Annotated in this window: 26 protein-coding genes; 10 read left to right on the top strand and 16 right to left on the bottom strand. The window is 61.1% G+C overall.

Features of this window, described 5'->3' with window-relative positions; genetic code table 11:
- Positions 1 to 21: 21 nt before the first annotated feature.
- The 6 genes from ABTV87_RS20355 to ABTV87_RS20330 form a co-directional block, all read right to left on the bottom strand.
- Positions 22 to 597 carry a DUF6162 family protein gene (locus ABTV87_RS20355; protein ID WP_085607074.1) on the bottom strand — a complete coding sequence of 192 codons (576 nt, stop codon included), beginning with the start codon at positions 595 to 597 and terminating at the stop codon, positions 22 to 24.
- Entirely contained in the window at positions 594 to 935 is a 342-nt protein-coding gene (locus tag ABTV87_RS20350; RefSeq protein ID WP_007955813.1) for a hypothetical protein, read from the bottom strand. Before ABTV87_RS20350 ends, ABTV87_RS20355 begins: the two co-directional genes overlap by 4 nt.
- A complete protein-coding gene (locus tag ABTV87_RS20345; RefSeq protein WP_085607072.1) occupies positions 932 to 1,474 on the bottom strand; it encodes a thiamine pyrophosphate-binding protein in 543 nt (180 codons plus the stop codon). The genes ABTV87_RS20350 and ABTV87_RS20345 overlap by 4 nt, the downstream gene beginning before the upstream one ends.
- Positions 1,471 to 2,670: a PepSY-associated TM helix domain-containing protein gene (locus tag ABTV87_RS20340; RefSeq protein WP_085607070.1), complete on the bottom strand. Its 1,200-nt coding sequence runs from the start codon at positions 2,668 to 2,670 to the stop codon at positions 1,471 to 1,473. Before ABTV87_RS20340 ends, ABTV87_RS20345 begins: the two co-directional genes overlap by 4 nt.
- 254 nt (positions 2,671 to 2,924) lie before the next feature.
- The gene (locus ABTV87_RS20335) at positions 2,925 to 3,800 is read right to left on the bottom strand and encodes an alpha/beta fold hydrolase (RefSeq protein WP_433898262.1); all 876 of its coding nucleotides are present in this window, start codon (positions 3,798 to 3,800) and stop codon (positions 2,925 to 2,927) included.
- Positions 3,801 to 3,941: 141 nt separating this feature from the next.
- Entirely contained in the window at positions 3,942 to 4,400 is a 459-nt protein-coding gene (locus ABTV87_RS20330) for a VOC family protein (RefSeq protein ID WP_085607067.1), read from the bottom strand.
- A 284-nt stretch (positions 4,401 to 4,684) separates the two neighbouring features.
- Here ABTV87_RS20330 and ABTV87_RS20325 point away from each other — a divergent pair, with 284 nt between their 5' ends.
- The 3 genes from ABTV87_RS20325 to ABTV87_RS20315 all read left to right on the top strand — a co-directional run bounded on the left by ABTV87_RS20325 (position 4,685) and on the right by ABTV87_RS20315 (position 7,411).
- Complete coding sequence (locus tag ABTV87_RS20325) at positions 4,685 to 5,899, top strand: SfnB family sulfur acquisition oxidoreductase (RefSeq protein WP_433898261.1); 1,215 nt, start codon at positions 4,685 to 4,687, stop codon at positions 5,897 to 5,899.
- Between the two features lie 2 nt (positions 5,900 to 5,901).
- Positions 5,902 to 6,567, top strand: a complete 666-nt coding sequence (locus tag ABTV87_RS20320; RefSeq protein ID WP_007955819.1) for a methionine ABC transporter permease — start codon at positions 5,902 to 5,904, stop codon at positions 6,565 to 6,567.
- 73 nt (positions 6,568 to 6,640) lie between these two features.
- Complete coding sequence (locus ABTV87_RS20315; protein WP_433898260.1) at positions 6,641 to 7,411, top strand: MetQ/NlpA family ABC transporter substrate-binding protein; 771 nt, start codon at positions 6,641 to 6,643, stop codon at positions 7,409 to 7,411.
- A gap of 36 nt (positions 7,412 to 7,447) precedes the next feature.
- On the opposite strand, the gene soxR is transcribed toward ABTV87_RS20315, so the two are convergent.
- Complete coding sequence (soxR, locus tag ABTV87_RS20310; protein ID WP_007955822.1) at positions 7,448 to 7,906, bottom strand: redox-sensitive transcriptional activator SoxR; 459 nt, start codon at positions 7,904 to 7,906, stop codon at positions 7,448 to 7,450.
- A gap of 90 nt (positions 7,907 to 7,996) precedes the next feature.
- Here soxR and ABTV87_RS20305 point away from each other — a divergent pair, with 90 nt between their 5' ends.
- Positions 7,997 to 8,362 (top strand): antibiotic biosynthesis monooxygenase, encoded by a 366-nt coding sequence (locus ABTV87_RS20305; RefSeq protein WP_433898259.1) that lies wholly within the window; start codon positions 7,997 to 7,999, stop codon positions 8,360 to 8,362.
- Here the strand turns inward: ABTV87_RS20305 and ABTV87_RS20300 are convergent.
- The 4 genes from ABTV87_RS20300 to msuE are packed head-to-tail and all read right to left on the bottom strand — an operon-like array spanning position 8,359 to position 12,403.
- Positions 8,359 to 9,462 (bottom strand): sigma-54 interaction domain-containing protein, encoded by a 1,104-nt coding sequence (locus ABTV87_RS20300; protein ID WP_127799091.1) that lies wholly within the window; start codon positions 9,460 to 9,462, stop codon positions 8,359 to 8,361. The two genes, ABTV87_RS20305 and ABTV87_RS20300, sit on opposite strands and share 4 nt — an antisense overlap.
- 23 nt (positions 9,463 to 9,485) lie before the next feature.
- The gene (locus tag ABTV87_RS20295; protein WP_007955826.1) at positions 9,486 to 10,673 is read right to left on the bottom strand and encodes an acyl-CoA dehydrogenase family protein; all 1,188 of its coding nucleotides are present in this window, start codon (positions 10,671 to 10,673) and stop codon (positions 9,486 to 9,488) included.
- A gap of 10 nt (positions 10,674 to 10,683) precedes the next feature.
- Positions 10,684 to 11,829, bottom strand: coding sequence for an FMNH2-dependent alkanesulfonate monooxygenase (gene ssuD / locus ABTV87_RS20290; RefSeq protein ID WP_007955828.1), 1,146 nt, complete (start codon positions 11,827 to 11,829; stop codon positions 10,684 to 10,686).
- A gap of 10 nt (positions 11,830 to 11,839) precedes the next feature.
- Positions 11,840 to 12,403, bottom strand: coding sequence for an FMN reductase (msuE, locus tag ABTV87_RS20285; protein ID WP_007955830.1), 564 nt, complete (start codon positions 12,401 to 12,403; stop codon positions 11,840 to 11,842).
- A 389-nt stretch (positions 12,404 to 12,792) separates the two neighbouring features.
- Between msuE and ABTV87_RS20280 the strand changes: the two genes are divergently transcribed.
- The 4 genes from ABTV87_RS20280 to ABTV87_RS20265 all read left to right on the top strand — a co-directional run bounded on the left by ABTV87_RS20280 (position 12,793) and on the right by ABTV87_RS20265 (position 17,017).
- Positions 12,793 to 13,062: a hypothetical protein gene (locus ABTV87_RS20280; protein ID WP_433898258.1), complete on the top strand. Its 270-nt coding sequence runs from the start codon at positions 12,793 to 12,795 to the stop codon at positions 13,060 to 13,062.
- A 101-nt stretch (positions 13,063 to 13,163) separates the two neighbouring features.
- Positions 13,164 to 13,778: a LysE family translocator gene (locus ABTV87_RS20275; protein ID WP_221535635.1), complete on the top strand. Its 615-nt coding sequence runs from the start codon at positions 13,164 to 13,166 to the stop codon at positions 13,776 to 13,778.
- 206 nt (positions 13,779 to 13,984) lie between these two features.
- A complete protein-coding gene (locus tag ABTV87_RS20270) occupies positions 13,985 to 15,151 on the top strand; it encodes an aminotransferase class V-fold PLP-dependent enzyme (protein WP_433898257.1) in 1,167 nt (388 codons plus the stop codon).
- A 57-nt stretch (positions 15,152 to 15,208) separates the two neighbouring features.
- Complete coding sequence (locus ABTV87_RS20265; RefSeq protein ID WP_085607053.1) at positions 15,209 to 17,017, top strand: aminopeptidase P family protein; 1,809 nt, start codon at positions 15,209 to 15,211, stop codon at positions 17,015 to 17,017.
- On the opposite strand, the gene ABTV87_RS20260 is transcribed toward ABTV87_RS20265, so the two are convergent.
- Positions 17,010 to 17,918, bottom strand: coding sequence for a LysR family transcriptional regulator (locus tag ABTV87_RS20260; protein ID WP_085607051.1), 909 nt, complete (start codon positions 17,916 to 17,918; stop codon positions 17,010 to 17,012). The genes ABTV87_RS20265 and ABTV87_RS20260 overlap by 8 nt on opposite strands.
- A 112-nt stretch (positions 17,919 to 18,030) precedes the next feature.
- On the opposite strand from ABTV87_RS20260, the gene ABTV87_RS20255 reads away from it, so the two are divergent.
- Positions 18,031 to 19,029, top strand: coding sequence for a zinc-dependent alcohol dehydrogenase family protein (locus ABTV87_RS20255; protein WP_433898256.1), 999 nt, complete (start codon positions 18,031 to 18,033; stop codon positions 19,027 to 19,029).
- Here ABTV87_RS20255 and ABTV87_RS20250 read toward each other — a convergent pair.
- Both ABTV87_RS20250 and ABTV87_RS20245 read right to left on the bottom strand, forming a co-directional pair.
- The gene (locus ABTV87_RS20250) at positions 19,026 to 19,616 is read right to left on the bottom strand and encodes a 2-hydroxychromene-2-carboxylate isomerase (RefSeq protein WP_433898255.1); all 591 of its coding nucleotides are present in this window, start codon (positions 19,614 to 19,616) and stop codon (positions 19,026 to 19,028) included. The genes ABTV87_RS20255 and ABTV87_RS20250 overlap by 4 nt on opposite strands.
- Before the next feature lie 33 nt (positions 19,617 to 19,649).
- Complete coding sequence (locus ABTV87_RS20245) at positions 19,650 to 20,378, bottom strand: SDR family oxidoreductase (RefSeq protein WP_108562869.1); 729 nt, start codon at positions 20,376 to 20,378, stop codon at positions 19,650 to 19,652.
- Between the two features lie 91 nt (positions 20,379 to 20,469).
- On the opposite strand from ABTV87_RS20245, the gene ABTV87_RS20240 reads away from it, so the two are divergent.
- Positions 20,470 to 21,039 (top strand): TetR/AcrR family transcriptional regulator, encoded by a 570-nt coding sequence (locus ABTV87_RS20240; RefSeq protein WP_007955849.1) that lies wholly within the window; start codon positions 20,470 to 20,472, stop codon positions 21,037 to 21,039.
- A 10-nt stretch (positions 21,040 to 21,049) separates the two neighbouring features.
- Here the strand turns inward: ABTV87_RS20240 and ABTV87_RS20235 are convergent, their stop codons facing one another.
- Positions 21,050 to 21,331 (bottom strand): hypothetical protein, encoded by a 282-nt coding sequence (locus ABTV87_RS20235; RefSeq protein WP_085607043.1) that lies wholly within the window; start codon positions 21,329 to 21,331, stop codon positions 21,050 to 21,052.
- A 168-nt stretch (positions 21,332 to 21,499) separates the two neighbouring features.
- Positions 21,500 to 22,387, bottom strand: a complete 888-nt coding sequence (gene rhtA / locus ABTV87_RS20230) for a threonine/homoserine exporter RhtA (protein WP_007955853.1) — start codon at positions 22,385 to 22,387, stop codon at positions 21,500 to 21,502.
- Positions 22,388 to 22,774: the final 387 nt, after the last annotated feature.

The following is a 22,774-nucleotide window of genomic DNA, read 5'->3' as shown; positions in this document are numbered from 1 at the left end:
CTCTCGAATGAAGGCGAGGGTTCAATGACGATGTTCGCGGGTCACCCCGGCATCGAATTGCGCGACGATCTGTTTCCAGCCGGCGGCGGACAGCGCTGCGTCGGACAGGTCTGCCGGCGCTTGCAGGTCGGTGGCGCGGTTGAGCCAGATGTCCGGCGCGGCGTCATCGGCTGCGTTCAGGCGCATCAGAAACGAACCGGCCACGGCCGGTGCCTGGCTGTGGCCGAAGTAGGCGCGGTCGGCCAGCAACTGCCAGGCATGACCACCACGACTCACGGAACTGGCGTCCTGGGCGAACGGCGCGAAACCTTCATCCGCCAGGTTCTGCGGGGTTGGCAGCTTTTGCTGTTCTTCGCGCAGCAGGTGGATTTCGTCGAGGGTTACTCGCAGGTCGGCGTAGATGCCTTGCTCGCTGGCGCCGAGGTCGCGACGGGCATCGAGCTGATGGCTGGAAACCGGTTCGGGTTCGTGGGACACCCCGCGCCACGCCACCACGGAACCGGCGACCGCGAGGATCAACAGGCACATCAACAGCACATTGAGGGTTTCGTGCCCGGCACCGGCCGGGCGTACAACCTGGGTAGTCGGCGTGGTCATGGGGCTTCGATATCCGCTTGGTCGATTTCGACCACGTGACCGGGACCTGCGTCGAACAGCACGTAGAACTCGGCGCCGGGTTTCTTGAACGTCAGGGTCGAATCGGCGCCGAGCTTGCCCGGCACCAGGATGGTTTCGTCGTAGCCGATCACATCGAGGGTCACCCCCGGTGCGCCGCTGCCGTCGGAGAAGCCGCCGGTGCATTTGATCTGCTCGGCGTCGATGGCCTTGCACTCGCACATCGGGTTGTGGGCCAGGGCGCTGGCGCTGAAACCGGCACACAGCACCAGCATCAGGCTGCTCAGGCGCAGGCGGGAAAAGCGTCGGGCGAGAGTCATGGTTTGGCTCCTTGTTTGTTCAGCCAGGCGATGGTGGCGGGGGAGGCCTGGCTCAGGGGGATCGAGGCCTGATGCATGCTGCCGTCCCAGCCTTCCATGGTGATCCACAGTTCGGCGTCGGTTCGGGTCTTTTCCGGAATCGGCAACTGGGTGCCCATGCGATACGGCGTGCCGAAGAAGATCACCCCGGCGGCGCGCAGGCTGCGCGGTTTGCCGATGCGCAGGTAGGTGGCCTTGACCTGATCGATGCAGGCATCACACAACGCGACATTGAAGCTTTTCATGTGGCCGGCAGGCCCGGCGGGGCGGGGCGCCTCGTCACGGAATTCGGCCATGCGCAGGCTCCAGGGGCCGACCTGGACTTCTCCGACTTCGCGTTCGCCCAGGCCAGTGTCGCCGCGAAACAGAGACTGGTCCGCAAAGTACCGGGGCATGAAGCCCAGCGGGATCAACAGCAGCAACACGTTGATGTGGAAGCGCCACTTGTGCCAGAACAGGCTCAGGCGTGAAGGACGGTTTGCAACGTTGGACTGGCTCACGGGTTGACCTCCGACGGTTCACGGTTCAGAGCCGGTTGCGCCTTGACGCGTTGCTTCTTGTGCTCGCGCTTGAGGGCGTTGGCGGTGGCCAATGCGGTGCGTTTGGTCCAGATCAGCAGTCCGCTGAGCACCATCATGCTCAGCAACAGCCCGAAGAAGAACCAGATCAACTTGATCCACAACCCGCCGAAGTCACCGGTGTGCAACGGCCGCATGGATTCGGTGACGAACTCCAGCGAAGTCCGGTCGGACAGCAGGCGCGAGGCAGCGATTTCGCCGTTGTACGGATTGATCGTCGCGCGCTGATACATCAACGGATACCAGCCGCGCCCCCCGATATCGAGGTGGCTGTAGGCGTTGCCCGGCAGGCTGACATAGCTGGTTTCCAGCCCGGGGATTTTCTGCTGGGCGATCTCGATCGCGCGATCGAGGCTGATCTGCGGGGCCGGCGAACCGTCCGCCGAGAGGGGCACGCTCTCACGGGACATGGCCGGAATCACCGGTTCGCTCGAGATGGAAATGTGGTTGTCGGCCAGCAGCGCCTGAATCAGGAACCAGGTGCCGGTAATCGAAATCACCGCAATGAACCAGATCGACCAGATGCCGCTGAGGCGGTGGAAATCGCCCCAGAAAATCCGCGCGCCGTGGCGAAATCGCAAGGTCGGGCTGAAAAAGCCTTTCCAGAAGCGCTTGTACACCACCAGCCCGGTCACCAGCGAGGCGAGCATGGGCAGGCCGAGGATCGACACCAGGTACCAGCCCCAGCTGTAGCCATTGGTGAAGGGCACCAGCCACCAGCCATGCAGGGCGCGGGTGAAACCTTTGAAATTGAACGCTGGGGCCTCGCCCTGAATGACGCCCGTGTACGGGTTGACGTAGACCGTCAGCGAGCGCCCGTCGGGGTAGCTGACGCGGACATCGAGGGCAAAGTGCGATTCATCGGGGCGGTCGATTTCTTGCACGACCGTTTGCGGCTCGGCTTTCTTGATGGCTGCGATGATCTGGTCGTAGCTGAGCAGCGGCGCATCGTCCGACGGCGCGCTGGCGCGCATCTGCGGGTTGGCCAGCCAGACGATTTCCTGGCTGACCACCGCCAGGGTGCCGGTGACGCAGACGATCAGCACGAAAAACCAGATCGGCAACGCCAGCCAGCTGTGTACCAGGAACCACAGTTTCGAGCGGGATTTCTTCGACATGATGACAAGTCTTGATTCAGAGTGAGGGGGCGGTACTACGGGCTTCGCAGCACGGGGTTCCCCTGAAAGGCCGGTCGTGGCTTTTGCCTACGCGACCAGCCCGCATCTCTATAAGACGGATGACCGAAGCAAATCCCGATAAACGATATGAAAGTAAATGTTTCGCGATTGCATGTTGCTGTCGCGTGGGCAGATTTCTGCGGGGGAGGCGAAGCAGTCCGACGGCACATGCCGTCGGATTGAAGGAGGGGGAATCAGCGGAGAAAGTCGAGCGCTTCGGTGAGCAACAGTTCAGGGACTTCTTCGGCGAGGTAATGCCCGGCCGGCAAAGCCTTGCCCCGTACGTCGGTGGCAACCTGTTGCCATTCCTTGAGCGGATCGAAGCAGCGACCGACCGTGCCCTCGGCGCCCCACAGCACCAGCAAAGGCAGGTTCAGGTGGCGACCGGCCGCGAGATCGGCGCGATCATGTTCCAGGTCGATGCCGGCACTGGCGCGGTAGTCCTCGCAGATCCCCCGAGCACTGCCGGGACGTTCCAGGCAACGCCGGTATTCGCTGAAGGCCTCGTCGGTGAAGGGCGCGAGCCCGGCGCTGCGGCTGCCCATGACACTGCGCAGGTAACCTTCGGGATCGGCTTCGATCAGGGTTTCCGGCAACGGCGCCGGGCGGATCAGGAAGAACCAGTGCCAGTAGGCGCGGGCAAAGGCTTCGTTGGTCTGGTTGTACATCGCCAGCGTCGGCGCGATGTCGAGCAGAACCATGCGCTGTACGACGGCGGGATGATCGAGCGCCAGGCGATGGGCGACCCGCGCGCCACGGTCATGGGCAAGGATCGAGAACTGCTCGAAACCCAACGCTTTCATCAATTCCACGCCGTCGCGGGCCATTTCGCGTTTGGAATAGTTGGTGTGCCGCTCATCGGCCGGCGGTCGGCTGCTGTCGCCATAACCGCGCAGGTCGGCGGCGATCACCGTGAAGTGCTCCGCCAGTTGTTCGGCGATCTTGTGCCAGATGACGTGGGTCTGCGGGTGCCCGTGCAACAGCAGCAGGCCCGGGCCGCTGCCTTTGAGGCGGTAGCTGATGTCCACACCGTTGACGTGGCGCTGGTCTTTGACGAATCCGGCAAACATCGGGTGATCCTTTATTCAGGCGAGTGGCCTGCATCCTGAAATCGCCGGGCGTTCATGACAAGACGTGAAGCGTGGTTCGACGGTTCATGAATCGTGTTCGCCCATCCCCGCGCGCTGCACGGGAATGGACACTCGGCGTTGCTAACCCTGCTGGAACATCTCCTTCGCCCGCTGCTCGATCTGCTCTTGCGTCAGATCCTCCTTGCGCGTGGCCAGGAACCACAGATGCCCGTACGGATCTTTCAACGTCCCGCTGCGGTCGCCGTAGAACTGATCCTTGACCTCTGATACCGAGGTAGCGCCTGCATCCAGTGCGCGCTGAAAAGATTTGTCGACATCGGTCACGTACAGATGCAAACCGACCGAAACGGCTTTGTCCGGATTGCTCAACGGCCCTTGATCGCACGGCGAGCCGAGCATGATCGCGCTGTCACCGATGCGCAGTTCGGCGTGGCCGATGCCGCCGTCGGGCATGCTCAGGCGCATGACTTCGGTGGCACCGAACGCCTTCTTATAGAAGTCGATGGCTTCGGCAGCTTTGTGAATGCCGAGGTACGGGGTAATGCTGTGATACCCCTCGGGAATGGGTTTGACGCTCATGGCGGTACTCCCTGTTATTTGTTGCCTGGTTTTTATTAGAGGTTGAAGGTGTGCCTTCGCCGGGGTTGCCGGTCGCTCAACTATAGATCCGTACCATCGCCCTGAACGACTACCCGACGAGCAGCCACCGCACTGTTCAGCCATCGACAGTGAAGCAACAGAATGCGCGGGTTTTTCATCGTCAGATACCCTGAAAATCCGCTGTAACCCCCGAAAGACAAGGCCTGTCGGTCAGGCACAGAAGCTGCAATGACCCGGTACAACACCGATACCGAGAGTCATCCATGTCTGAATCTGCCGTTTATCCGATCAACCCGCCAGCCGCCCACCGGATCGCCGACGACGCCGAAGCCTTGCGCGTGGCCGCACAGGTCGCCGCCGTCTTGCAGGAACATGCCGCCGAGCGTGACCGTAACCGCGAAGTGCCCGCCGAGATCATCGATCTGTATTCCAACAGTGGCCTGTGGGGCATCACAGTGCCGAAGGAATACGGCGGCGCGCAGGTGTCCTGTGCGGTGCTGGCGCAGGTGATCGCGATCATTTCCGCCGCCGATCCGTCCCTCGGGCAGATCCCGCAAAACCATTACTGCCTGCTCGAAGACATCCGCCTGCAAGGCACCCCGGCGCAGCAGGCGCATTTCTTTGAGCTGGCGCTGCAAGGTCATCGTTTCGCCAACGCGCTGTCGGAAACCGGCGGCAAGAATGTGCAGGACATTCAGGCGACCCTCCGCCGTTATGGCGACGGTTTCGTGATCAACGGTCGCAAGGGCTACTGCACCGGTTCGCTCTACTCCCACTGGCTGGCGGTGCTGGCGCTGGATGAAGACCAGAAGGGCCAGCTGGCCTTTGTCGAGCGCGGCACGAAAGGGCTGGTGATCGTTGATGATTGGGACAGCATCGGCCAGCGCACTACCTCCAGCGGCACGGTGCTGGCGGAAAATCTGCAAGTGGCGCCATTCAATCTGTTTCCGACGTACCGTTCCTACGAGAACCCGACCCTGGCCGGGCCGTTCGCCCAGTTGACCACCGCCGCCATCGACGCCGGCATCGCCCGGGCAGCCTTGCGCGATACCGTGGAATTTGTCCGCCAGTTCGCCCGACCGTGGATCGATGCGGGTGTGGAAAAGGCCAGTGAAGATCCGCTGACGATCATTCAGATCGGCGCGCTGGAAATCCGCCTGGAAGCCGCCGAAGCCTTGCTCGAACGCGCGGGTTGGGCGCTCGACGCTGCACGTCCGGCACCGGATGAAGACAACGTCGCGCTGGCGTCCCTGGCCGTGGCCAAGGCCAAAGTGCTGACCACCGAAATCGCCATCGAGGCCAGCAACAAGCTGTTCGAACTCGGCGGTACCCGCTCGACCCTGAAGAAGCACAACTTCGACCGCCACTGGCGCAACGCTCGGGTCCATACCCTGCATGACCCAGTGCGCTGGAAATACCACGTGGTCGGCAACTGGCTGCTCAACGGGGTCAAACCACCGCGCCACGACTGGTCCTGATCATGGCCGAATGGTTCAAGCACATTTACTGGGCCGACATCGCTCAGGCCTGTCTCGACACCCTGAGCATGCTCGGCGCGGCGCTGCTGTTCACGGTGTTGCTGGGCTTGCCGCTGGGGTTGCTGCTGTTCCTCACTGGCAAGCGCCAGTTGCATGAAACGGTCGGCCTGTACCGGGTGCTGTCGGTGATCGTGAACATGCTGCGTTCGCTGCCGTTCATCATTTTGCTGATCGTGCTGATTCCACTGACCACGTTGCTGGTGGGCACCTCGCTGGGCGTGCCCGGGACCATTCCGCCGCTGGTGGTCGGCTGCACACCGTTCTTTGCGCGGCTGGTGGAAACCGCGTTGCGCGAAGTCGATCGCGGCGTGGTCGAGGCGACCCAGGCGATGGGCGCCAACACCTGGCAAATCATCCGCCACACCCTGCTGCCGGAAGCCCGCGGCGGGTTGCTGGCAGCGGTGACGGTCACCGCCATCGTGCTGGTGGATTACACGGCGATGGCCGGCGTGATCGGTGGCGGCGGGCTCGGTGATCTGGCGATCCGCTACGGCTATCAGCGCTTTCAGACCGACGTGATGGTGGTCACCGTGGTGTTGCTGCTGATTCTGGTGCAGGCCCTGCAAATGACCGGTGACCGTCTGGTGGCGCACTACAGCCGACGCTGAAAAAACAAGTTCAACCCATAAAGGCCCCACGTTCACCCCACGACGGCCACTCAAATCTGCCTTGGAGCACAGCATGAAAAAGACCCTGGCCGTACTGGCTGCCGTTCTGTCGTTCGGCGCCCATGCCAACGAAAAACTGATCGTCGGTGCCACCCCGGTGCCGCACGCGGAAATCCTCGAGTTCGTCAAACCGACCCTGGCCAGGGAAGGTGTGGATCTGGACATCAAGGTCTTTACCGACTTCATCCAGCCCAACCAGCAACTGGCGCTGAAAAACCTCGACGCCAACTATTACCAGTACCGGCCGTTTCTCGATGATTTCAACAAGATTCGCCATACCGATCTGGTGCCGGTGGTCGGCGTGCACATCGAACCGTTCGGTGCTTACTCGACCAAGATCAAGAACATCTCGGAGCTGAAGGACGGCGCCAGCGTGTCGATCCCCAACGACCCGGTGAACACCGGTCGCGCCTTGGTGCTGTTGCACGAGGCGGGGCTGATCAAGCTCAAGGATCCGAGCAACACCCTGGCCACCCAGCGCGACATCGTCGAAAACCCCAAGCACCTGAAAATCCGTGAACTGGAGGGCGCGTTGCTGGCTCGTTCGGTGAGTCAGGTGGACCTGGCGTTCGTGTTCGCCAACTACGCGCTGGAAGCCGGGATCGACACCAACAGCGCGCTGATCGTCGAGAAGGGCAAGAGCCTGTACATCGAGTTTCTGGTCGCGCGTCCCGACAACATCAACGACCCGGGCTTGCAGAAGCTGGCCAAGGCGTTGAATTCCGATGAAGTGCGTCAGTTCATTCTGACCCGCTACAAAGGGCAGATTGCGCCGGGCTTCTGATGGATTGATCCGAGGGTTCCCGTGATATGAGAGCCCTCACTTGGGAACGTCGAGAAAGTGCGCTCCCGGCCCTTGCTCGCCCAGCACATCGCCCTGATTGCGCAGCGGGCAGGCTTCCATCGACAGGCATCCGCAACCGATACAGCCGGTCAGCCGGTCCCGCAGCAGCATCAACTGATTGATCCGCTCGTCCAGCTCACGCCGCCACTGCTCCGACAATACTTTCCAGTCCGCTGCCGTTGGCGCGCGGTTGTCCGGTAGCTGTTTCAACGCCTCGCCGATTTCCGCCAGTGGAATGCCCAGGCGTTGCGCCACCTTGATCAACGCCACCCGCCGCAGCACTTCCCGTGGATAGCGTCGCTGGTTGCCGGCATTGCGCTGGCTCTTGATCAAACCCTTGGATTCATAAAAGTGCAGGGCGGTGACCGCCACGCCGCTGCGGGCCGCGACTTCGCCGACGGTCAGTTGCTTGTGCACATTTTCCGCAGTGATCATTTGCAAACTGCCCCTTGACCTCTAGTTAACTCGAGGTTTTACCCTGCACGCCTTCGAATCGCAAGATTCGTCTGACAGAGTGGGGATGTCATGCAAGCACCAGCGAAAAACCGCAGCTTTACCCAATTGATCGAATTTGAAATCGAACCCGGCCAGCAACCGGCGCTGGTCTCGGCGCTGGCGGTGCAGACCGAGCGTCTGGCCCAGCGTTACGCCGGTTTCGTCAGCGCCAGCGTCCAGGCCAGCGACGATGGCCGGCGAGTGTTGAGTTTTCTGCAATGGCAGTCCCGCGAGGCGGGGGAGGCGGCGTTCCAGAGTTTCGAAACCGGCGAGCAGGATTTCTGGCAACTGATCCGCACCTATCAGGCGCGCACCGTGACCTTCGGTTTATTCCAGGTGCTGAGCAGCATCGCCCGCAGTCATGACGACGGCTTGCACTGCCAACTGGTGGGCTAGATCGATAGCTGGATCAAGCGCTCGCCTTGCAGGTTTTCCGTGGGCCGCCGCTTGTTCACCGCCAGTTCGCCGATCTTGATCAGTCGCGTGCGGGTGACGTTTCGGCTCAGGCCGAGCAAGGACGCGGTGTGCACCTGGTTGTAATGGCAGAAGCGATAAGCCGCGCGCAGCAACGCGTCTTCGACTTTTTCATGCAGGGCGCCGGCCTGTTGCTCGAAGAGTTTCTGGAAGGCGCGTTCCAGCAGCGCTTCCGGTGAGTCGTCGGCGGTCGCGTGCTGATCGTCGGGACGGTCGATGCGCAGGTTCGACAGGCGCAGATCGTCGCGTTCGATCACGCCGTTACGGCAGATCAACAGCGTGTGATGAATGACGTTTTCCAGTTCGCGGATGTTGCCCGGCCAACTGTAGCCGCGCAGCTTGTGTTCGGCGCCGGGGCTGATGGTAATGCGTCCGTAGCCCAGGCGCTGACTGTAGGCCTCGATGAAATGCCGGGTCAGCGGCAGGATGTCGCCGGGCCGCTCGCGCAACGGGCTCAGTTCCAGATTGACCACGTTCAGCCGGTAATACAGATCCTCGCGGAAATGCCCGGCGTTGATGGCTTTCTCCAGTTGCACGTTGGTCGCAGCAAGCACCCGCACATCGATGGGAATGCTCTTGCGCGAACCCAGGCGCACCACTTCACGCTCCTGCAACACCCGCAGCAATTTGACCTGAATGGCCATCGGCAGATCGCCGATTTCATCGAGGAACAAAGTGCCGCCATCCGCCTCTTCGAACCACCCGGCCTTGGCGCTGAGGGCGCCGGTGAAGGCGCCTTTTTCGTGGCCGAACAGTTCGGCTTCCACCAGCGATTCGGAAAACGCCCCGCAGTTCACCGCAATGAACGGCCGGTTGCGCCGGTTGCTCAGGTTGTGGATGTGCCGCGCTACCAACTCTTTGCCGGTGCCGGTTTCGCCGATGATCAGCACGCTGGCTTCGCTCGGCGCGACCTGTTGCAGATGCGCGAGCAGGGCCTGGGATTTCGGGTCTTCGAACACCTGGGCAGTGGCGCGAATCGAAGTGGCCAGGGCGGGTGAGGGCGGCAGGGTCAGCAGTTGCATGGGTCTCGCTCCACGAAAGGAAATCAGGAATAGAACGTCGGCACCGGCAGGGACTGGTTCAGCGCCCAGTCGCCCAGCTCGTGGAGTTTGTAATCCAGCGGGTCGTGCAGGGTTTGCGTGCGCAGGTTGCGCCAGTGTCGATCGAGGCGCAGCGATGCATGGGTCGAACGGGCGCCGGTGACTTCGAACAGTCGGCTACAAATCTCCAGGCCCTGGCGACTGGCTGCGACCTTGGCCGTGGCAATCGCCGTGGCCAGATGGCCGCGTTCTTCTGCGCTCAGGTTCGGACCTTTGGCCCAGGCCTCGTCGAGCAACGCAGCGGCGCGCTCCACCAGCAATCGGATGCCTTCGAGGGCGACCCAAAACTCGCCGTAATGGGCCAGCACATACGGATCTTCACGCACCTCGCGCACCGAGGATTTGTGCCAGACACGGGTTTCGCTCAGGGTGTATTGCCGCGCTTCTTCAAAGGCCCCTTCGGCGATGCCGAGGAACATGTGGGTGAACGTCAGTTGCGCGATCAACGGGCGCAAGCAGGCGAACGGTGTGCTCAGCGGCCCCGGATCCAGCAGCAGTTCCGATTCCTCGACCCGCACCCGTTCGAACGTGGCGCTGCCGCTGTCGGTCTGGCGCTGGCCGATGTTGTTCCAGTCGTTGTGCAGGGTGATGCCGCTGCGGCCGCTGGGGATCGCCGCGATCAGCAGTTTGCCGCCGTTGCTTTCGTCCACCGCCGAGGCGATCAGCATCTGCGAATCGCTGGCGCCGGAGCAGAAGCTTTTCTTGCCGGAAAACTCGCGCCAGCCGCCCAGGTCCTTGACCACGGTGCGGGTGTCCAGCGGATTGAGCGCGTTGCCCCAGAACCAGTTCTGCCGCGCGGTCTGTTCGAACCACGGCTGCCATTGTTCCGGGCGGGAAAACAACCGGACGGTGGCGAGCATCAAATGATGAAAACCGAAGACGTGGGCGATCGAGCTGTCGACCTTGGCGAATTCGCGCACGACTTCCAGGGTTTCGCTCCAGCGCGCGCCGAGGCCGCCGTAACGGGTGGGAATGCTCAGGGCCAGCAGACCGCTGTCGCGCAGGGCGTCGCGTTCGGCTTTTGGTGTGCCGCCACGCTCGTCGCGCTCGACGGCGGTCAGGGCAAATTCGGCGGCCAGTTGGCGGGCGGTCTGCAACGGGGAGAGCAGGGTGCTTTGCGGTTTGGCAGTCACTCGGTCTTCCTCAGGCGTTGGCTTTGGCGGGCAGAACATCGTTGGCGATCATTTCGCCGAACGGCCCGGTGAGGTTGGTGACACCGCGTCCAGCCAGGCTCGCGTACGGCTCGGGCAGCAGCGGGAACACCAGCTCGGCAAAGCGGTAGGCCTCTTCCAGATGCGGGTAGCCGGAGAAGATGAAGCTCTCGATGCCCAGATCCGCGTACTCCTTGATTCGCGCTGCCACCTGCTGCGGATCGCCGACCAATGCAGTGCCGGCACCGCCGCGCACCAGACCGACGCCGGCCCACAGGTTGGGGGCGATTTCCAGGTTGTCGCGGCGCCCGTCGTGCAGGGCGGCCATGCGTCGCTGGCCTTCGGAATCGAAGCGCGAAAAGGATTTCTGCGCGGCCTCGATGGTTTCGTCGCTGATGTGTTCGATCAGTTTGTCGGCGGCTTTCCAGGCTTCTTCGGCGGTCTCGCGCACGATCACGTGCAGGCGAATGCCGAACTTCACCTTGCGTCCGTGACGGGCGGCGCGTTCGCGCACATCGGCGAGTTTTTCGGCGACGGCGGCCGGTGGTTCACCCCAGGTCAGGTACACGTCGACCTGCTCGGCGGCCAGATCGTGGGCTGCGTCGGAGGAACCGCCGAAGTACAGCGGCGGATAGGGTTTCTGCACCGGTGGATACAGCGCCTTGGCGTTCTGTACTTTCAGATGTTTGCCTTCGAAATCCACCGCTTCGCCTTGCAACACGCGACGCCAGATCTTGAGGAATTCGTCGGTGACTTCGTAGCGTTCGCTGTGGCTGAGGAAGCTGCCGTCTCCACGGTTTTCGTCGGGATCACCGCCGGTCACGACGTTGATCAGCAAGCGGCCGTTGGACAGTCGATCGAGGGTCGCGGCCATGCGCGCCGAGACGGTCGGCGAGATGATCCCCGGACGGATCGCCACCAGATAACGCAGGCGTTCGGTCAGCGGCACCAGCGCCGAGGCGATCACCCACGAATCCTCGCAGGAACGGCCGGTGGGAATCAGCACGCCGTGGTAACCGAGGCTGTCGGCGGCTTGCGCCACCTGTTTCAGGTAATTGAGGGTGACCGGGCGCGCGCCTTGGGTGGTGCCCAGATAGTGACCGTCGCCGTGGGTCGGCAGGAACCAGAAAACATCCATGAACAGCTCCTTAAGCGATCTTCAGCAACGGTTTGATGTGAGTGCCAAACAGCGGCGCGGCGCGTTCGGCGGCCAGGCGGATGCGCGCCTTGAGCGGTTCGCTGGTGATCTGGTAGTCGGCGAAATCGGCTTCGGTGGCGTACACGCCGATCGGCAGGGTCACGGCCTGGAAGAAACTGAACAGTGGGCGCAACTGGTGATCGAGGACCAACGCGTGGCGTTCGCTGCCACCAGTGGCGGCGAGCAGCACAGGCGTGTCGATCAGCGCATTCAGGTCGATCAGGTCGAACAAATGCTTGAGCAGTCCCGGATAGGAGCCGCGATAGACCGGCGCGGCGACGATCAGCAGATCAGCCTGTTCGATGGCCTGCAGTTCGGCTTCGATCTCGGCCGGCAGTTCCTGACGGGACAGTGCGGCGCCCAGCGGGCGGGCGATGTCACCCAGTTCGATCAGGTGACTCTCGACCGGCAGGTGCCCGGACAATTCGGCCAGCAAGGCCTGGGTCAGCACCAGGGTGCGAGACGGACGCCAGGTTCCGCCGGACAGGGCGACGACTTTCAGTGGACGCGACATGGTCAGTTCCTTTTTCAACAGTTGCTCGGCGAGCAGTGAGTAGTCACTGGAGCAGAGCAAGCGCTGTACCAATTCCTGTAAGGCCCGTATTCCGGGGCTTTGAGCGTTGTCGGCGGCTGTGCTAGTGTGACTTTCAAGCCGGTTTGTTGAACCGCTGTTGCCTGGGAAACAGTTGCTGGAGCAACAGTGCCGAACGCGATGAAGGATTTATAAAGGCTGACTGTTATTCCGTAAAATACTGTTAATTGATATTGATAGGTCTTTTTAGAATATGCAGAGCGAATCCTGCCCGAATTCTGATAGCCACTATTGAGAGCGTTGATTTCTGCCAGAGCGTGCCCGGGCGTAGCCTTTCTCCATCGACCCACACTGCTCGCCAGGACGCTCCCATGAATCGTTTACTGACTGTTTCGCTGATGTTCGCTGTCTCCGTTCTCGCCGGTTGCGCGAGCCACGTCTCCCCGGAACTGCGCCCTTACACGGCGGAAGAAACCCGCGAACTGGCGCTGGAAAACTTGAACCGCAGCGGTTTGTCGTTCGAGGAATATCATGCGAAAAAAGCCGAATTGCTCGGCCAGCCACAGAAGACTTTCGGTTTCGACAGCAAGGGTGAAATGAGTGCTGAGCGGGCCGTACAGCTGCACGGTCGTCCTAGCTGATCCGTAACTGTACTGCTCGAAGTTTTACCCAACTGTCCGTGGGTTTGCGCGGCGCCGTGGGATAGGGTCAACACCTGAATGACCCTGACGGACTGCCTGCCATGACCCTCTCGCTCGACCTGCTGCTGGGCTTTGCCCTGTTTGCCCTTGTCACCTCGATCACACCGGGGCCGAACAACACCATGTTGCTGGCGTCGGGCGTGAACTTCGGTTTTAACCGCACCATCCCCCATATGCTCGGCATTACCTGCGGTTTCTTCGTGCTGGTGGTGGCGGTGGGTTTTGGCCTTGGCGCGGTGTTCCAGACTTATCCGCTGCTTTATACGGTCCTGCGTTACGTCGGTGCGGCGTACTTGCTCTATCTGGCTTGGAAGATCGCTCACTCCGGCCCGGTCGGTGATAGCGAGCAGGGCGAGGCGAAACCGATCAGCTATCTCGGCGCGGCGGCTTTCCAGTGGGTCAATCCAAAGGCGTGGATCATGGCCATCGGTGCCATCAGCACGTACACGCCGATGCAGGGTTATTTCACCAACGTGATCGTGATTGCAGCGGTGTTTGCCATCATCAACCTGCCGAGCGTCGGCGTCTGGGCGGCTTGCGGGACCTTGCTGCGCAACGTGCTCAAGGATCGCCGCTGGTTGCGGTTGTTCAACTGGGGCATGGCGGCGCTGCTGGTGATCTCGCTGTATCCGTTACTCCTTGAAAGCTTTAGCTGACGCAGTGCTACAACCGCCGGCCCGATGCCTGTTAAAGTCGCGTTCAGGAGCGTTCCTACGCACTTTTAAATGAAGTTGTTCTTCTTTAACGGCATCCGATCAGGTATTGATGACGCTCTCGAACCCGGACGCAGCTCACAAGGCTGCGTCGTGCCGTTTGTAGACACGAGCTTCCTGATCCCGGAACACGCTCTGCGAGTCTTTTTATGAACACACGTCCGCTGTATTTCGATTACGCCGCCACCACCCCGGTGGACGAGCGGGTCATCCAGGTGATGATCGAGTGTCTGGGTTTCAACGGTAACTTCGGCAACCCGGCCTCCAGCTCCCACGCTTTCGGCCAGCAGGCCCGGCAAACGGTCGAGAACGCTCGCCGACAAGTCGCCGAACTGGTCGGCGCCCAGGCGCAGCAGATCGTCTGGACCTCCGGCGCTACAGAATCCAACAACCTCGCCCTTAAAGGTGTGGCTCAGGCCCGTGGTGTGTCCGGCGGGCACATCATCACCAGTCAGATCGAACACAAGGCCATCCTCGACACCGCCCGGCAATTGCAGGACGCGGGTGTCGCCGTGACTTATCTGGTGCCGGATGCCGAAGGCCTGATCACCCCGCAAGCGGTCAGCGAAGCGATGCGCGATGACACCTTTCTGGTGTCGCTGATGCTGGTCAACAACGAACTCGGCACCGTCAACGACATCCCGGCCATCGGCGAAGTGGTGCGTGGGCGTGGGGCGTTGTTCCATGTCGATGCTGCCCAGGGCGCCGGCAAGGTCGCGATCGATCTGGCGCAGTGGCCGGTGGACCTGATGTCGTTCTCGGCGCACAAGCTTTACGGCCCTAAAGGCATCGGCGCGCTGTACGTCGGCCCGCATGCGCAGCAGCGTTTGCAGGCGCAGATTCACGGTGGTGGCCACGAGGGCGGGTTGCGTTCCGGAACGCTGGCGACTCACCAGATCGCTGCCATGGGCTCGGCATTTGCCTTGGCCGCCGAAGCTTTCGATGACGAGAAGAAAACCATCGTCGCGCTGCGCGAGCGACTGCTCGAACAACTCTTGAGCCTGCCCGGTGTACGCCTCAATGGCAGCTCCACCCAACGTATCCCGCACACCTTGAGCCTGACCTTCAGCGAAGGCGAGTTCAACCCGGCGGCGCTGAGTCATTCGATCGCGTTTTCCGCGACCTCGGCCTGCAATTCTGCGAGCAACACACCGTCCCACGTTTTGCTGGCGTTGGGGCACGACGCGCACCTGGCCGGCCGTACCATTCGTCTGAGCCTCGGTCGTTTCACCACCGCCGAGGACATCGACAAGGCTGTAGAACTGATCAAGACCGCCTGCGCCAGTGCTCCGGCATTCTGGGCGACAGGGCTTTAACGAGCCGGCTTCGAACGGCACCGAACAATAACGATGAAGTGATTGGCAGGAGACATGATGAGTACCCAGACTTTGACCGAAGGAACGGTTCCCCAGCGCCTCGCGCACACCCGTGAACTGATGCGTCGCGAAGGTATCCACGCGTTGCTGGTGCCGTCCGCCGACCCGCACCTGTCGGAATACCTGCCGGGTTACTGGCAGGGCCGGCAATGGCTGTCGGGTTTTCATGGCTCGGTCGGCACGTTGATTGTCACCACCGATTTCGCCGGGGTCTGGGCCGACAGCCGTTACTGGGAACAGGCGACCAAGGAACTCAAGGGCAGCGGCATCGAACTGGTGAAACTGCAACCGGGTCAGCCGAGCCCGCTGGACTGGCTGGCCGAGCAGACGCCGGAAGGTGGCGTGGTCGCGGTCGATGGTGCAGTGATGGCCGTCGCGTCGGCGCGTACGCTGGGCAGCAAGCTAGAAGCGCGGGGCGCCAGTCTGCGTACCGACATCGACTTGTTGAAAGAAGTCTGGAGCGATCGCCCGGCGTTGCCGAATGCGCCGATCTATCAGCACCTGCCACCGCAGGCGACTGTCAGCCGTGGCGAGAAACTCGGCAAACTGCGCGAAACCTTGCAGGAACGCGGCGCCGATTGGCACTTCATCGCCACCCTCGACGACATCGCCTGGCTGTTCAACCTGCGCGGCGGCGATGTGTCGTTCAACCCGGTATTCGTTTCCTTCGCCCTGATCAGCCAGCAACAAGCCACGCTGTTTGTCGCACTGAGCAAGGTCGATGCTGAGCTGCGTGCCGTCCTGGAAAAAGACGGCGTGACCCTGCGTGACTACAGCGAAGTCGCTGACGCCTTGCGTGCTATTCCGGGTGACGCGAACCTGCTGGTGGATCCGGCGCGGGTCACCAGTGGTCTGTTGGATAACCTCGACACTGGCGTGAAACTGGTCGAAGGCCTGAACCCGACCACACTGGCCAAGTCGCAGAAGAGCCTGGCGGACGCCGCACACATTCGTCAGGCGATGGAGCAGGACGGCGCGGCGCTGTGCGAGTTTTTCACCTGGCTGGAATCGGCTTGGGGTCGTGAGCGCATTACCGAACTGACCATTGATGAGAAACTCACGGCGGCCCGTGAGCGTCGTCCGGATTATGTGTCGCTGAGTTTCAACACCATTGCCGCGTACAACGCCAACGGCGCGATGCCGCATTACCACGCCACACCGGAAGAACATGCGGTGATCGAGGGTGATGGCTTGTTGCTGATCGATTCCGGTGGTCAATACCTGGGCGGCACTACCGACATCACGCGCATGGTGGCTGTTGGTACGCCGACGGATGAGCAGAAGCACGATTGCACTCGTGTGCTGAAAGGCGTGATTGCCTTGTCCCGTGCGCGATTCCCGAAAGGCATTCTGTCGCCGTTGCTGGATGCGATTGCCCGCGCGCCGATCTGGGCCGAGAACGTGGACTATGGTCACGGCACCGGTCACGGCGTGGGTTACTTCCTCAACGTTCACGAAGGTCCGCAGGTGATCGCCTATCAGGCGGCGCCGGCACCACAAACCGCCATGCAACCGGGGATGATCACTTCCATCGAACCGGGCACTTATCGTCCGGGCCGCTGGGGTGTGCGGATCGAGAACCTGGCGATGAACGTTGAAGCGGGAAGCAGCGAATTCGGTGAGTTCCTCAAGTTCGAAACCCTGACCCTGTGCCCGATCGACACCCGCTGCCTGGAACCGTCGTTGCTGACGCAGGAAGAGAAACAGTGGTTCAACGCCTATCACGCCGAAGTGCGCGAGCGCCTGAGTCCGCTGCTTGAAGGCGCGGCACTGGAATGGCTGAACACGCGTACTGCCGCTATCTGATCGGTTGAAGCTCGGGCGCTGCAGCCAGCGCCTGGGTCATGAAATCGACAAACGCGTTGACCCTGGCGGACTGGCGACGGTTCGCCGGGGACACAGCGTGAATCGGCAATGATCGGGTCTTGTAGTCCTGCAGCAGGGCGATCACTCGGCCCGCCTTCAAATCCTCGCTGAACAACCAGACCGGTGACAGCGAAATCCCCAATCCTCCCAAGACCATTTCGCGGATCGCTTCAGAGTTGTTGCTCTGGGCGTTGCCCTGGATGCGTACGTCGTGGTGCTGGCCATCCTTCTCGTAGGTCCACAGGTTCTGAGTGCTGAGCAGGTTGAATTGCAGGCAGTTGTGCTGCGCAAGATCCTGAGGTGATTGTGGGTGACCGTGCCGTTGCAGGTAATCGGGCGTCGCCACCGTGAGCCGGTGGGTGGTGCCAATGCGCCGGGCGATCATGCCGCTGTCGTTCAACTCGCCGATGCGCAGGCTGACGTCCAGGCCTTCGCTGACCAGATCCAGATTCTGATCGCTCAGTTGCAGGTCGACCTGCACCTGCGGATAGCGCTGCAGAAATTCCGCCAGTCGCGAAGCGATCTGCAAGCGGCCGAAGCTGACGGAGGAGCCGATTCGCAGAGGACCGGCCACGGTTTCCCTGCCGGACTGGAAGCTGTGCTCGGCGGCATCCACGGCAGCGAGGATATTTCGACATTCGTTGTAGTACCGCTGACCTTCATCGGTCAGTGACAGCTTGCGTGTACTGCGGGCAATCAGCTTGCCGCCCAATTGACTCTCAAGAGCGCGCAGGACTTTGCTGATGGTCGGCTGGGTGGTGTGCAGTTCCCGGGCAACGGCGGAGAAACTGCCGCGTTCGACCACCCGGACGAAGATGGTCATTGCGTTGAGCTTGTCCATGAAGCGCCTCATTCATGCCGATTTGGCATGATCACTATAGTCATTTGGCGTCTTATCGGCATGGAGCTGCTGCGGGAACATGGCTTCACTTTCTCCCGCAGGAATGACCGAAATGACTGACTCACTGAACATGAAAGCCCTGATAGTGGACACCCCGAACGGGCCGTTACGCTTGGTTTCCCTGGAGCGCCCCGTGGCAGAGGCCGGGCAGGTATTGGTGCGGATCAAGGCCAGCGGTGTGAATCCGCTGGATCTGAAAATCCGAGCAGGGCAGGCCGCTCATGCCCGGCAACCGCTGCCGGCGGTGTTGGGGCTGGATCTGGCAGGTGTGGTCGAAGCGGTGGGTGAGGGCGTGCAGGATTGGGCGCCGGGCGATGAGGTGTATGCGTTGGCCACGGGCATCGGCGGCGCGCAAGGTTCGCTGGCCGAGTTTGCAGTGGTGGACGCGCGACTGCTGGCGCGTAAGCCTTTGAACCTGAGCCCGCGCGAGGCCGCGAGCCTGCCATTGATATTGATCACGGCGTGGGAAGGCCTGGTGGATCGGGCTCGGGTGAGTGCGGGGCAGAAGGTGTTGATTCACGGTGGTGCGGGTGGTGTCGGGCATGTCGCCGTTCAACTGGCCCGAGCATTCGGTGCTGAAGTATATGCAACGGGGTCTGCGGGACAACGCTCGATCATCGAGGGTTACGGCGCGACGTTCATCGATTATCGAGAGAGCTCGGTGGAGGACTATGTCGCCGAGTTCACGGCGGGGGAGGGGTTCGACATTGTCTATGACACGGTCGGGGGAGAGACGCTGGACGCCTCGTTCAAAGCCGCACGGACCTACAGCGGGCATGTACTCAGTTGCCTCGGTTGGGGGCAGCACAGTCTTGCGCCGTTGTCGTTTCGTGGGGCGACGTATTCGGGCGTGTTCACCTTGTTGCCGCTATTGACCGGCAGGGGCTGTGAGCATCATGGCGAGATTTTGCGACAGGCTGCCGCGCTGATTGAGTCCGGTCAGCTGCGACCTCTGCTTGATCCGCGTCGGTTCACGCTGGAAACCGCCGGGGAAGCCCATGAGCTGCTGGCGACGAAAGCAGCTCAGGGGCGTTTGGTTGTGGAGATTTAGCGAAGGGCTTCCACCACGAAGTCGAGCCGGTCCTGACCGAAGAACAACTGGTTGTCGATGAACATGCTCGGCGCACCGAAGACGCCACGCTTCACGGCGGTTTCGGTGTTGTCCTTTAGTGCGGCCTTGACTGCTTCATCGTTGGTCAATGCCAGTACTTCTTCAGGATTGAAGCCATGTTCAGTCAGCACGGCGGCAACCGCTGCCGGCTCATCGAGGGGGCGGCCTTCAACCCACAGCGCTTTGAACAGGCAATCGATGAATGCCAGGAAGCGATCAGGATGACGCAGTTGAATGCCGGTGACCGCGCGCATCAACATCAGGGTATTGATCGGGAAATGCGGGTTGAATTTAAGGGGCATGCCGTAGCGTTTGGCGTAGCGGTCCAGGTCCTGAAACATGTAACGACCCTTGGCCGGGATCATTGCCGGCGACGCGTTACCGGTGGCTTTGAAGACGCCGCCCAGCAACATCGGAATGTAGATCAACTGGCTACCGTTTTCGGCGCAGATTTTCGGCAGTTGGGTGTACGCCAGATAAGTGGCGGGGCTGCCGAGATCGAAATAGAACTCCACGGTTTTGCTCATGTTCGCTGCACTCTGTTTTTGTTATTGGGGGGATTACCAGCGCTCGTTCCACGGACGCAGATCCAGTTCGAACGTCCAGGCATCCCGTGGCTGGCTATGCAGATACCAGTAGTTCTCGGCGATGTGTTCTGGATTGAGAATGCCGTCCTGGTCCTTGGTGGCGTATTTGTCAGGGAAGTTGTCGCGGATGAAATCGGTATCGATGGCGCCGTCGACCACGACGTGGGCGACATGGATGTTCATCGGGCCAAGCTCTCTGGCCATGCTCTGTGCCAGAGCCCGGATACCGTGCTTGGCTCCGGCGAATGCGGCGAAGCCTGAGGCGCCGCGTAATCCGGCAGTTGCGCCGGTGAACAGGATCGTGCCGCGGCTGCGGGTCACCATCCGTTTGGCGACTTCCCGGGCATTGAGGAAACCGGAGAAACAGGCCATTTCCCAGATCTTGAAATACTTGCGGGCGGTTTCTTCGAGAATGCTGCAGGGCACGTTGGCGCCGATGTTGAAAACGAATGCTTCAATCGGACCGAGGCGGGTTTCGATGTCTTCGATCAGTGCAATTACATCTTCTTCCTTGCGCGCATCGCAGGCAAAACCGTGGGCTTCACCGCCGTCCGCCTGAATCGCTTCCACCAACGGCTGCAATTTGTCGGCGCTGCGCCGCGTGACGCACGCGACGAAACCTTCCTTGGCGAACCGCTTGGCGATAGCGCCGCCCGTGGCATCACCTGCACCGACAACCAATACGACCTTCTTGTTATTCATGGGTGGATCCCTTTAGTAAACGATCGTTAAGTGAACGAACGTTATGCTAGGATTTGCTCAGCGTCAAGGCACTCAATGTGAGGACAAATACATGCGGTACTCCGCCGGTCACAAGCTGGAAACCAAAGAAAAGCTCCTGCAAAGCAGCTCGCTGTCTGCGAAAAAGACCGGGTTTTCATCAATGGGCGTCGATGGCCTGATGAAAGCAATCGGCTTGAGCGGGGCGGCGTTCTACAGCCATTTCTCGTCCAAGGACGCCTTGTTTGCGGCTATCGTCGAGCGAGAGTTATGCCAGAGTCTGGAGCGCTTGGGCGGGCAGGGTACGCAGGATCGCGAACGGCTGGAGCGGTGCCTGAAACTGTATCTGAACATGGCCCATGTCGAGCAACCTGAACTGGGCTGCGCATTACCTGCGCTGGGCGCCGAGATAGCGCGGTCGGATATTGTTGTGAGGGAGCAGGCTGAGCTGTGGATTTGCAAGCTTCAGGAAAGTTGGGCGCAGATTCTGGAAAGCGACAGCCTGGCTTGGGCGATTCTGTCGCAATGTGTCGGAGCGCTGGTCGTGGCACGTATGCTGGCGTCACCGAAGATTCAGCAGCGGGTGCTGAACTCCTGTCATGAAGAGATCGGACACCAGCTCGCCGCTTCGCGAGTGCAGTAGCGGCGATGGTTTATTTGCAGATGACGATCATGCTGCGGCTGGTATAGCCGGCGGGGTTGAGACCGAAGGGGTAATCACCCGGTTCTTCCACGGCATCGCCTGACTTTGCGATGACCTTGTAGCCCTTCGGTGCGCAAGAGTTTGCAGCGCTGGCGTAGCACTTGTCCCAAGAGGAGGACAACCCCGAACAGTTGATGTGCAGCCCTTTCTTGCCATGCTTGACCTGGGTCTTCGACGTCGCCGCGCAGCCCGCAACGGCGAGTATGGCGATCAGTATCAAAATTCGTTTCATTACCGTCCTTATGGCGGCCTCGAGTCTGGCGCTCGGGTCTGCCTGTATGCGCTCTCGCTTGACGCGTTCCGATGTCCGTATCCGAAAAAATCCATGTCTGGCATTGGGTTGCGAGGCTAAACATGGCCTAAATGAGCGCCAAATGCCAGACCTTCGTTCAATCCCCTTTCAATCCGCCGCGATGGCGGGTTTGGCAGTGCTGCCCATGGTCATGGTTGCACCGACGGAGGCCAGAATAATGCACAGGATCGCCATCCATTGTGACAAAGAAAGGTATTCCTGAAGGAATAGCAGGCCCGACAGTGCGCCGAAGGCCGGTTCGATGCTCATCAGGGTGCCGAAGGTGCGGGCGGGCATGCGGGTGAGGGCGACCATTTCCAGTGTGTAGGGGAGGGCGGTAGACAGGATTGCGACGCCGATAGCGATCGGGATCAGTGCCGGAGTCAGCAATGCGCTGCCTGCGTGGACGATACCGATGGGGGCGACGAACAGGGCTGCGATCATCACGCCAAGCGCCGCGGTGGTCACGCCGTTATCGGCGCCGGCCTTCTGGCCGAACAGAATGTATAGCGCCCAGCAAACGCCGGCTCCCAGTGCATAACCTGCACCCACCAGATCGATACCCGCTGTCGTAGCGCCGGTTGGTATCAACAGCAACAAGCCGATGGCAGCCAAGGCAATCCATAGAAAGTCGATTGCGCGGCGTGAGGCATAGATGGCGACGGCCAGCGGCCCGGTGAACTCCAGGGCGACGGCGATGCCGAGGGGGACAGTGCGCAACGACATATAGAAGAGGAAGTTCATCCCTCCTAGCGCCATCCCGTAGACAATCACTGTACGCAGCGATTTGGCTGTCAGCTTCGCTCTCCAGGGTTTTAGCAATAACAGCATGATCACGCTGGCGAAGATCAGGCGCAGGGTGGTAGTGCCTTGAGCGCCAACGATGGGGAACATGCTTTTAGCCAGCGAGGCGCCGGACTGGATTGATGCCATGGCTATTAATAGAAGGCCAACCGGGAACAGGGTTGAGGCAAGGCTGCGAGGCTGGTCGTTCATTGCGTGGCATCATCCGGGGAAGGAACTGAGGTGTGTTGGGCAATATAGTGCGCACTCGCTGCGTTCGCGTCTATATAGAAGCGGCCTTTTTCCCTCTCTTGATAGAAACGCAAATTAAGGGTTGACGGCAGATTCTGAGTCTCTATAATTCGCCCCACTTCCGGCGCAATCGAAACGGAAAACTCCTTGAGATTCAATGAGTTAAGTAGGTTTCGAGAGCGGGTCGCTTCAGTTCATCGAAGCCTGGAAGGAGTTGGAAATGCCGGTTTGTTCGGTGCTTTCAACGGTTCGATCTTCTCAGTCGAAAGCGGAGAAAAGAGGTGTTGACAGCAGCGTGTAACGCTGTAGAATTCGCCTCCCGCTAACGAGAGATCGGAAGCGCAAGTG

Source organism: Pseudomonas sp. PSE1(2024) (assembly GCF_050990555.1).
Classification (GTDB): Bacteria; Pseudomonadota; Gammaproteobacteria; order Pseudomonadales; family Pseudomonadaceae; genus Aquipseudomonas; species Aquipseudomonas aphyarum.
Note: the sequence above shows the minus strand (reverse complement) of the source record. Positions and strands in the feature narration are given on the sequence as shown.

What these genes read in the sequence shown, in the direction of transcription:
- ssuD (WP_007955828.1), bottom strand. Translation starts at nt 11,829, where the DNA reads ATGGATGTTTTCTGGTTCCTGCCGACCCACGGCGACGGTCACTATCTG.
- ABTV87_RS20355 (WP_085607074.1), bottom strand. Translation starts at nt 597, where the DNA reads ATGACCACGCCGACTACCCAGGTTGTACGCCCGGCCGGTGCCGGGCAC.
- ABTV87_RS20250 (WP_433898255.1), bottom strand. Translation starts at nt 19,616, where the DNA reads ATGAGCAAAACCGTGGAGTTCTATTTCGATCTCGGCAGCCCCGCCACT.
- soxR (WP_007955822.1), bottom strand. Translation starts at nt 7,906, where the DNA reads ATGATCACTGCGGAAAATGTGCACAAGCAACTGACCGTCGGCGAAGTC.
- ABTV87_RS20330 (WP_085607067.1), bottom strand. Translation starts at nt 4,400, where the DNA reads ATGAGCGTCAAACCCATTCCCGAGGGGTATCACAGCATTACCCCGTAC.
- ABTV87_RS20305 (WP_433898259.1), top strand. Translation starts at nt 7,997, where the DNA reads ATGCAAGCACCAGCGAAAAACCGCAGCTTTACCCAATTGATCGAATTT.
- ABTV87_RS20300 (WP_127799091.1), bottom strand. Translation starts at nt 9,462, where the DNA reads ATGCAACTGCTGACCCTGCCGCCCTCACCCGCCCTGGCCACTTCGATT.
- ABTV87_RS20235 (WP_085607043.1), bottom strand. Translation starts at nt 21,331, where the DNA reads ATGAAACGAATTTTGATACTGATCGCCATACTCGCCGTTGCGGGCTGC.
- ABTV87_RS20325 (WP_433898261.1), top strand. Translation starts at nt 4,685, where the DNA reads ATGTCTGAATCTGCCGTTTATCCGATCAACCCGCCAGCCGCCCACCGG.
- ABTV87_RS20340 (WP_085607070.1), bottom strand. Translation starts at nt 2,670, where the DNA reads ATGTCGAAGAAATCCCGCTCGAAACTGTGGTTCCTGGTACACAGCTGG.
- ABTV87_RS20245 (WP_108562869.1), bottom strand. Translation starts at nt 20,378, where the DNA reads ATGAATAACAAGAAGGTCGTATTGGTTGTCGGTGCAGGTGATGCCACG.
- ABTV87_RS20280 (WP_433898258.1), top strand. Translation starts at nt 12,793, where the DNA reads ATGAATCGTTTACTGACTGTTTCGCTGATGTTCGCTGTCTCCGTTCTC.
- ABTV87_RS20255 (WP_433898256.1), top strand. Translation starts at nt 18,031, where the DNA reads ATGACTGACTCACTGAACATGAAAGCCCTGATAGTGGACACCCCGAAC.
- ABTV87_RS20240 (WP_007955849.1), top strand. Translation starts at nt 20,470, where the DNA reads ATGCGGTACTCCGCCGGTCACAAGCTGGAAACCAAAGAAAAGCTCCTG.
- ABTV87_RS20350 (WP_007955813.1), bottom strand. Translation starts at nt 935, where the DNA reads ATGACTCTCGCCCGACGCTTTTCCCGCCTGCGCCTGAGCAGCCTGATG.
- ABTV87_RS20320 (WP_007955819.1), top strand. Translation starts at nt 5,902, where the DNA reads ATGGCCGAATGGTTCAAGCACATTTACTGGGCCGACATCGCTCAGGCC.
- ABTV87_RS20315 (WP_433898260.1), top strand. Translation starts at nt 6,641, where the DNA reads ATGAAAAAGACCCTGGCCGTACTGGCTGCCGTTCTGTCGTTCGGCGCC.
- ABTV87_RS20270 (WP_433898257.1), top strand. Translation starts at nt 13,985, where the DNA reads ATGAACACACGTCCGCTGTATTTCGATTACGCCGCCACCACCCCGGTG.
- ABTV87_RS20335 (WP_433898262.1), bottom strand. Translation starts at nt 3,800, where the DNA reads ATGTTTGCCGGATTCGTCAAAGACCAGCGCCACGTCAACGGTGTGGAC.
- ABTV87_RS20260 (WP_085607051.1), bottom strand. Translation starts at nt 17,918, where the DNA reads ATGGACAAGCTCAACGCAATGACCATCTTCGTCCGGGTGGTCGAACGC.
- rhtA (WP_007955853.1), bottom strand. Translation starts at nt 22,387, where the DNA reads ATGAACGACCAGCCTCGCAGCCTTGCCTCAACCCTGTTCCCGGTTGGC.
- msuE (WP_007955830.1), bottom strand. Translation starts at nt 12,403, where the DNA reads ATGTCGCGTCCACTGAAAGTCGTCGCCCTGTCCGGCGGAACCTGGCGT.
- ABTV87_RS20265 (WP_085607053.1), top strand. Translation starts at nt 15,209, where the DNA reads ATGAGTACCCAGACTTTGACCGAAGGAACGGTTCCCCAGCGCCTCGCG.
- ABTV87_RS20275 (WP_221535635.1), top strand. Translation starts at nt 13,164, where the DNA reads ATGACCCTCTCGCTCGACCTGCTGCTGGGCTTTGCCCTGTTTGCCCTT.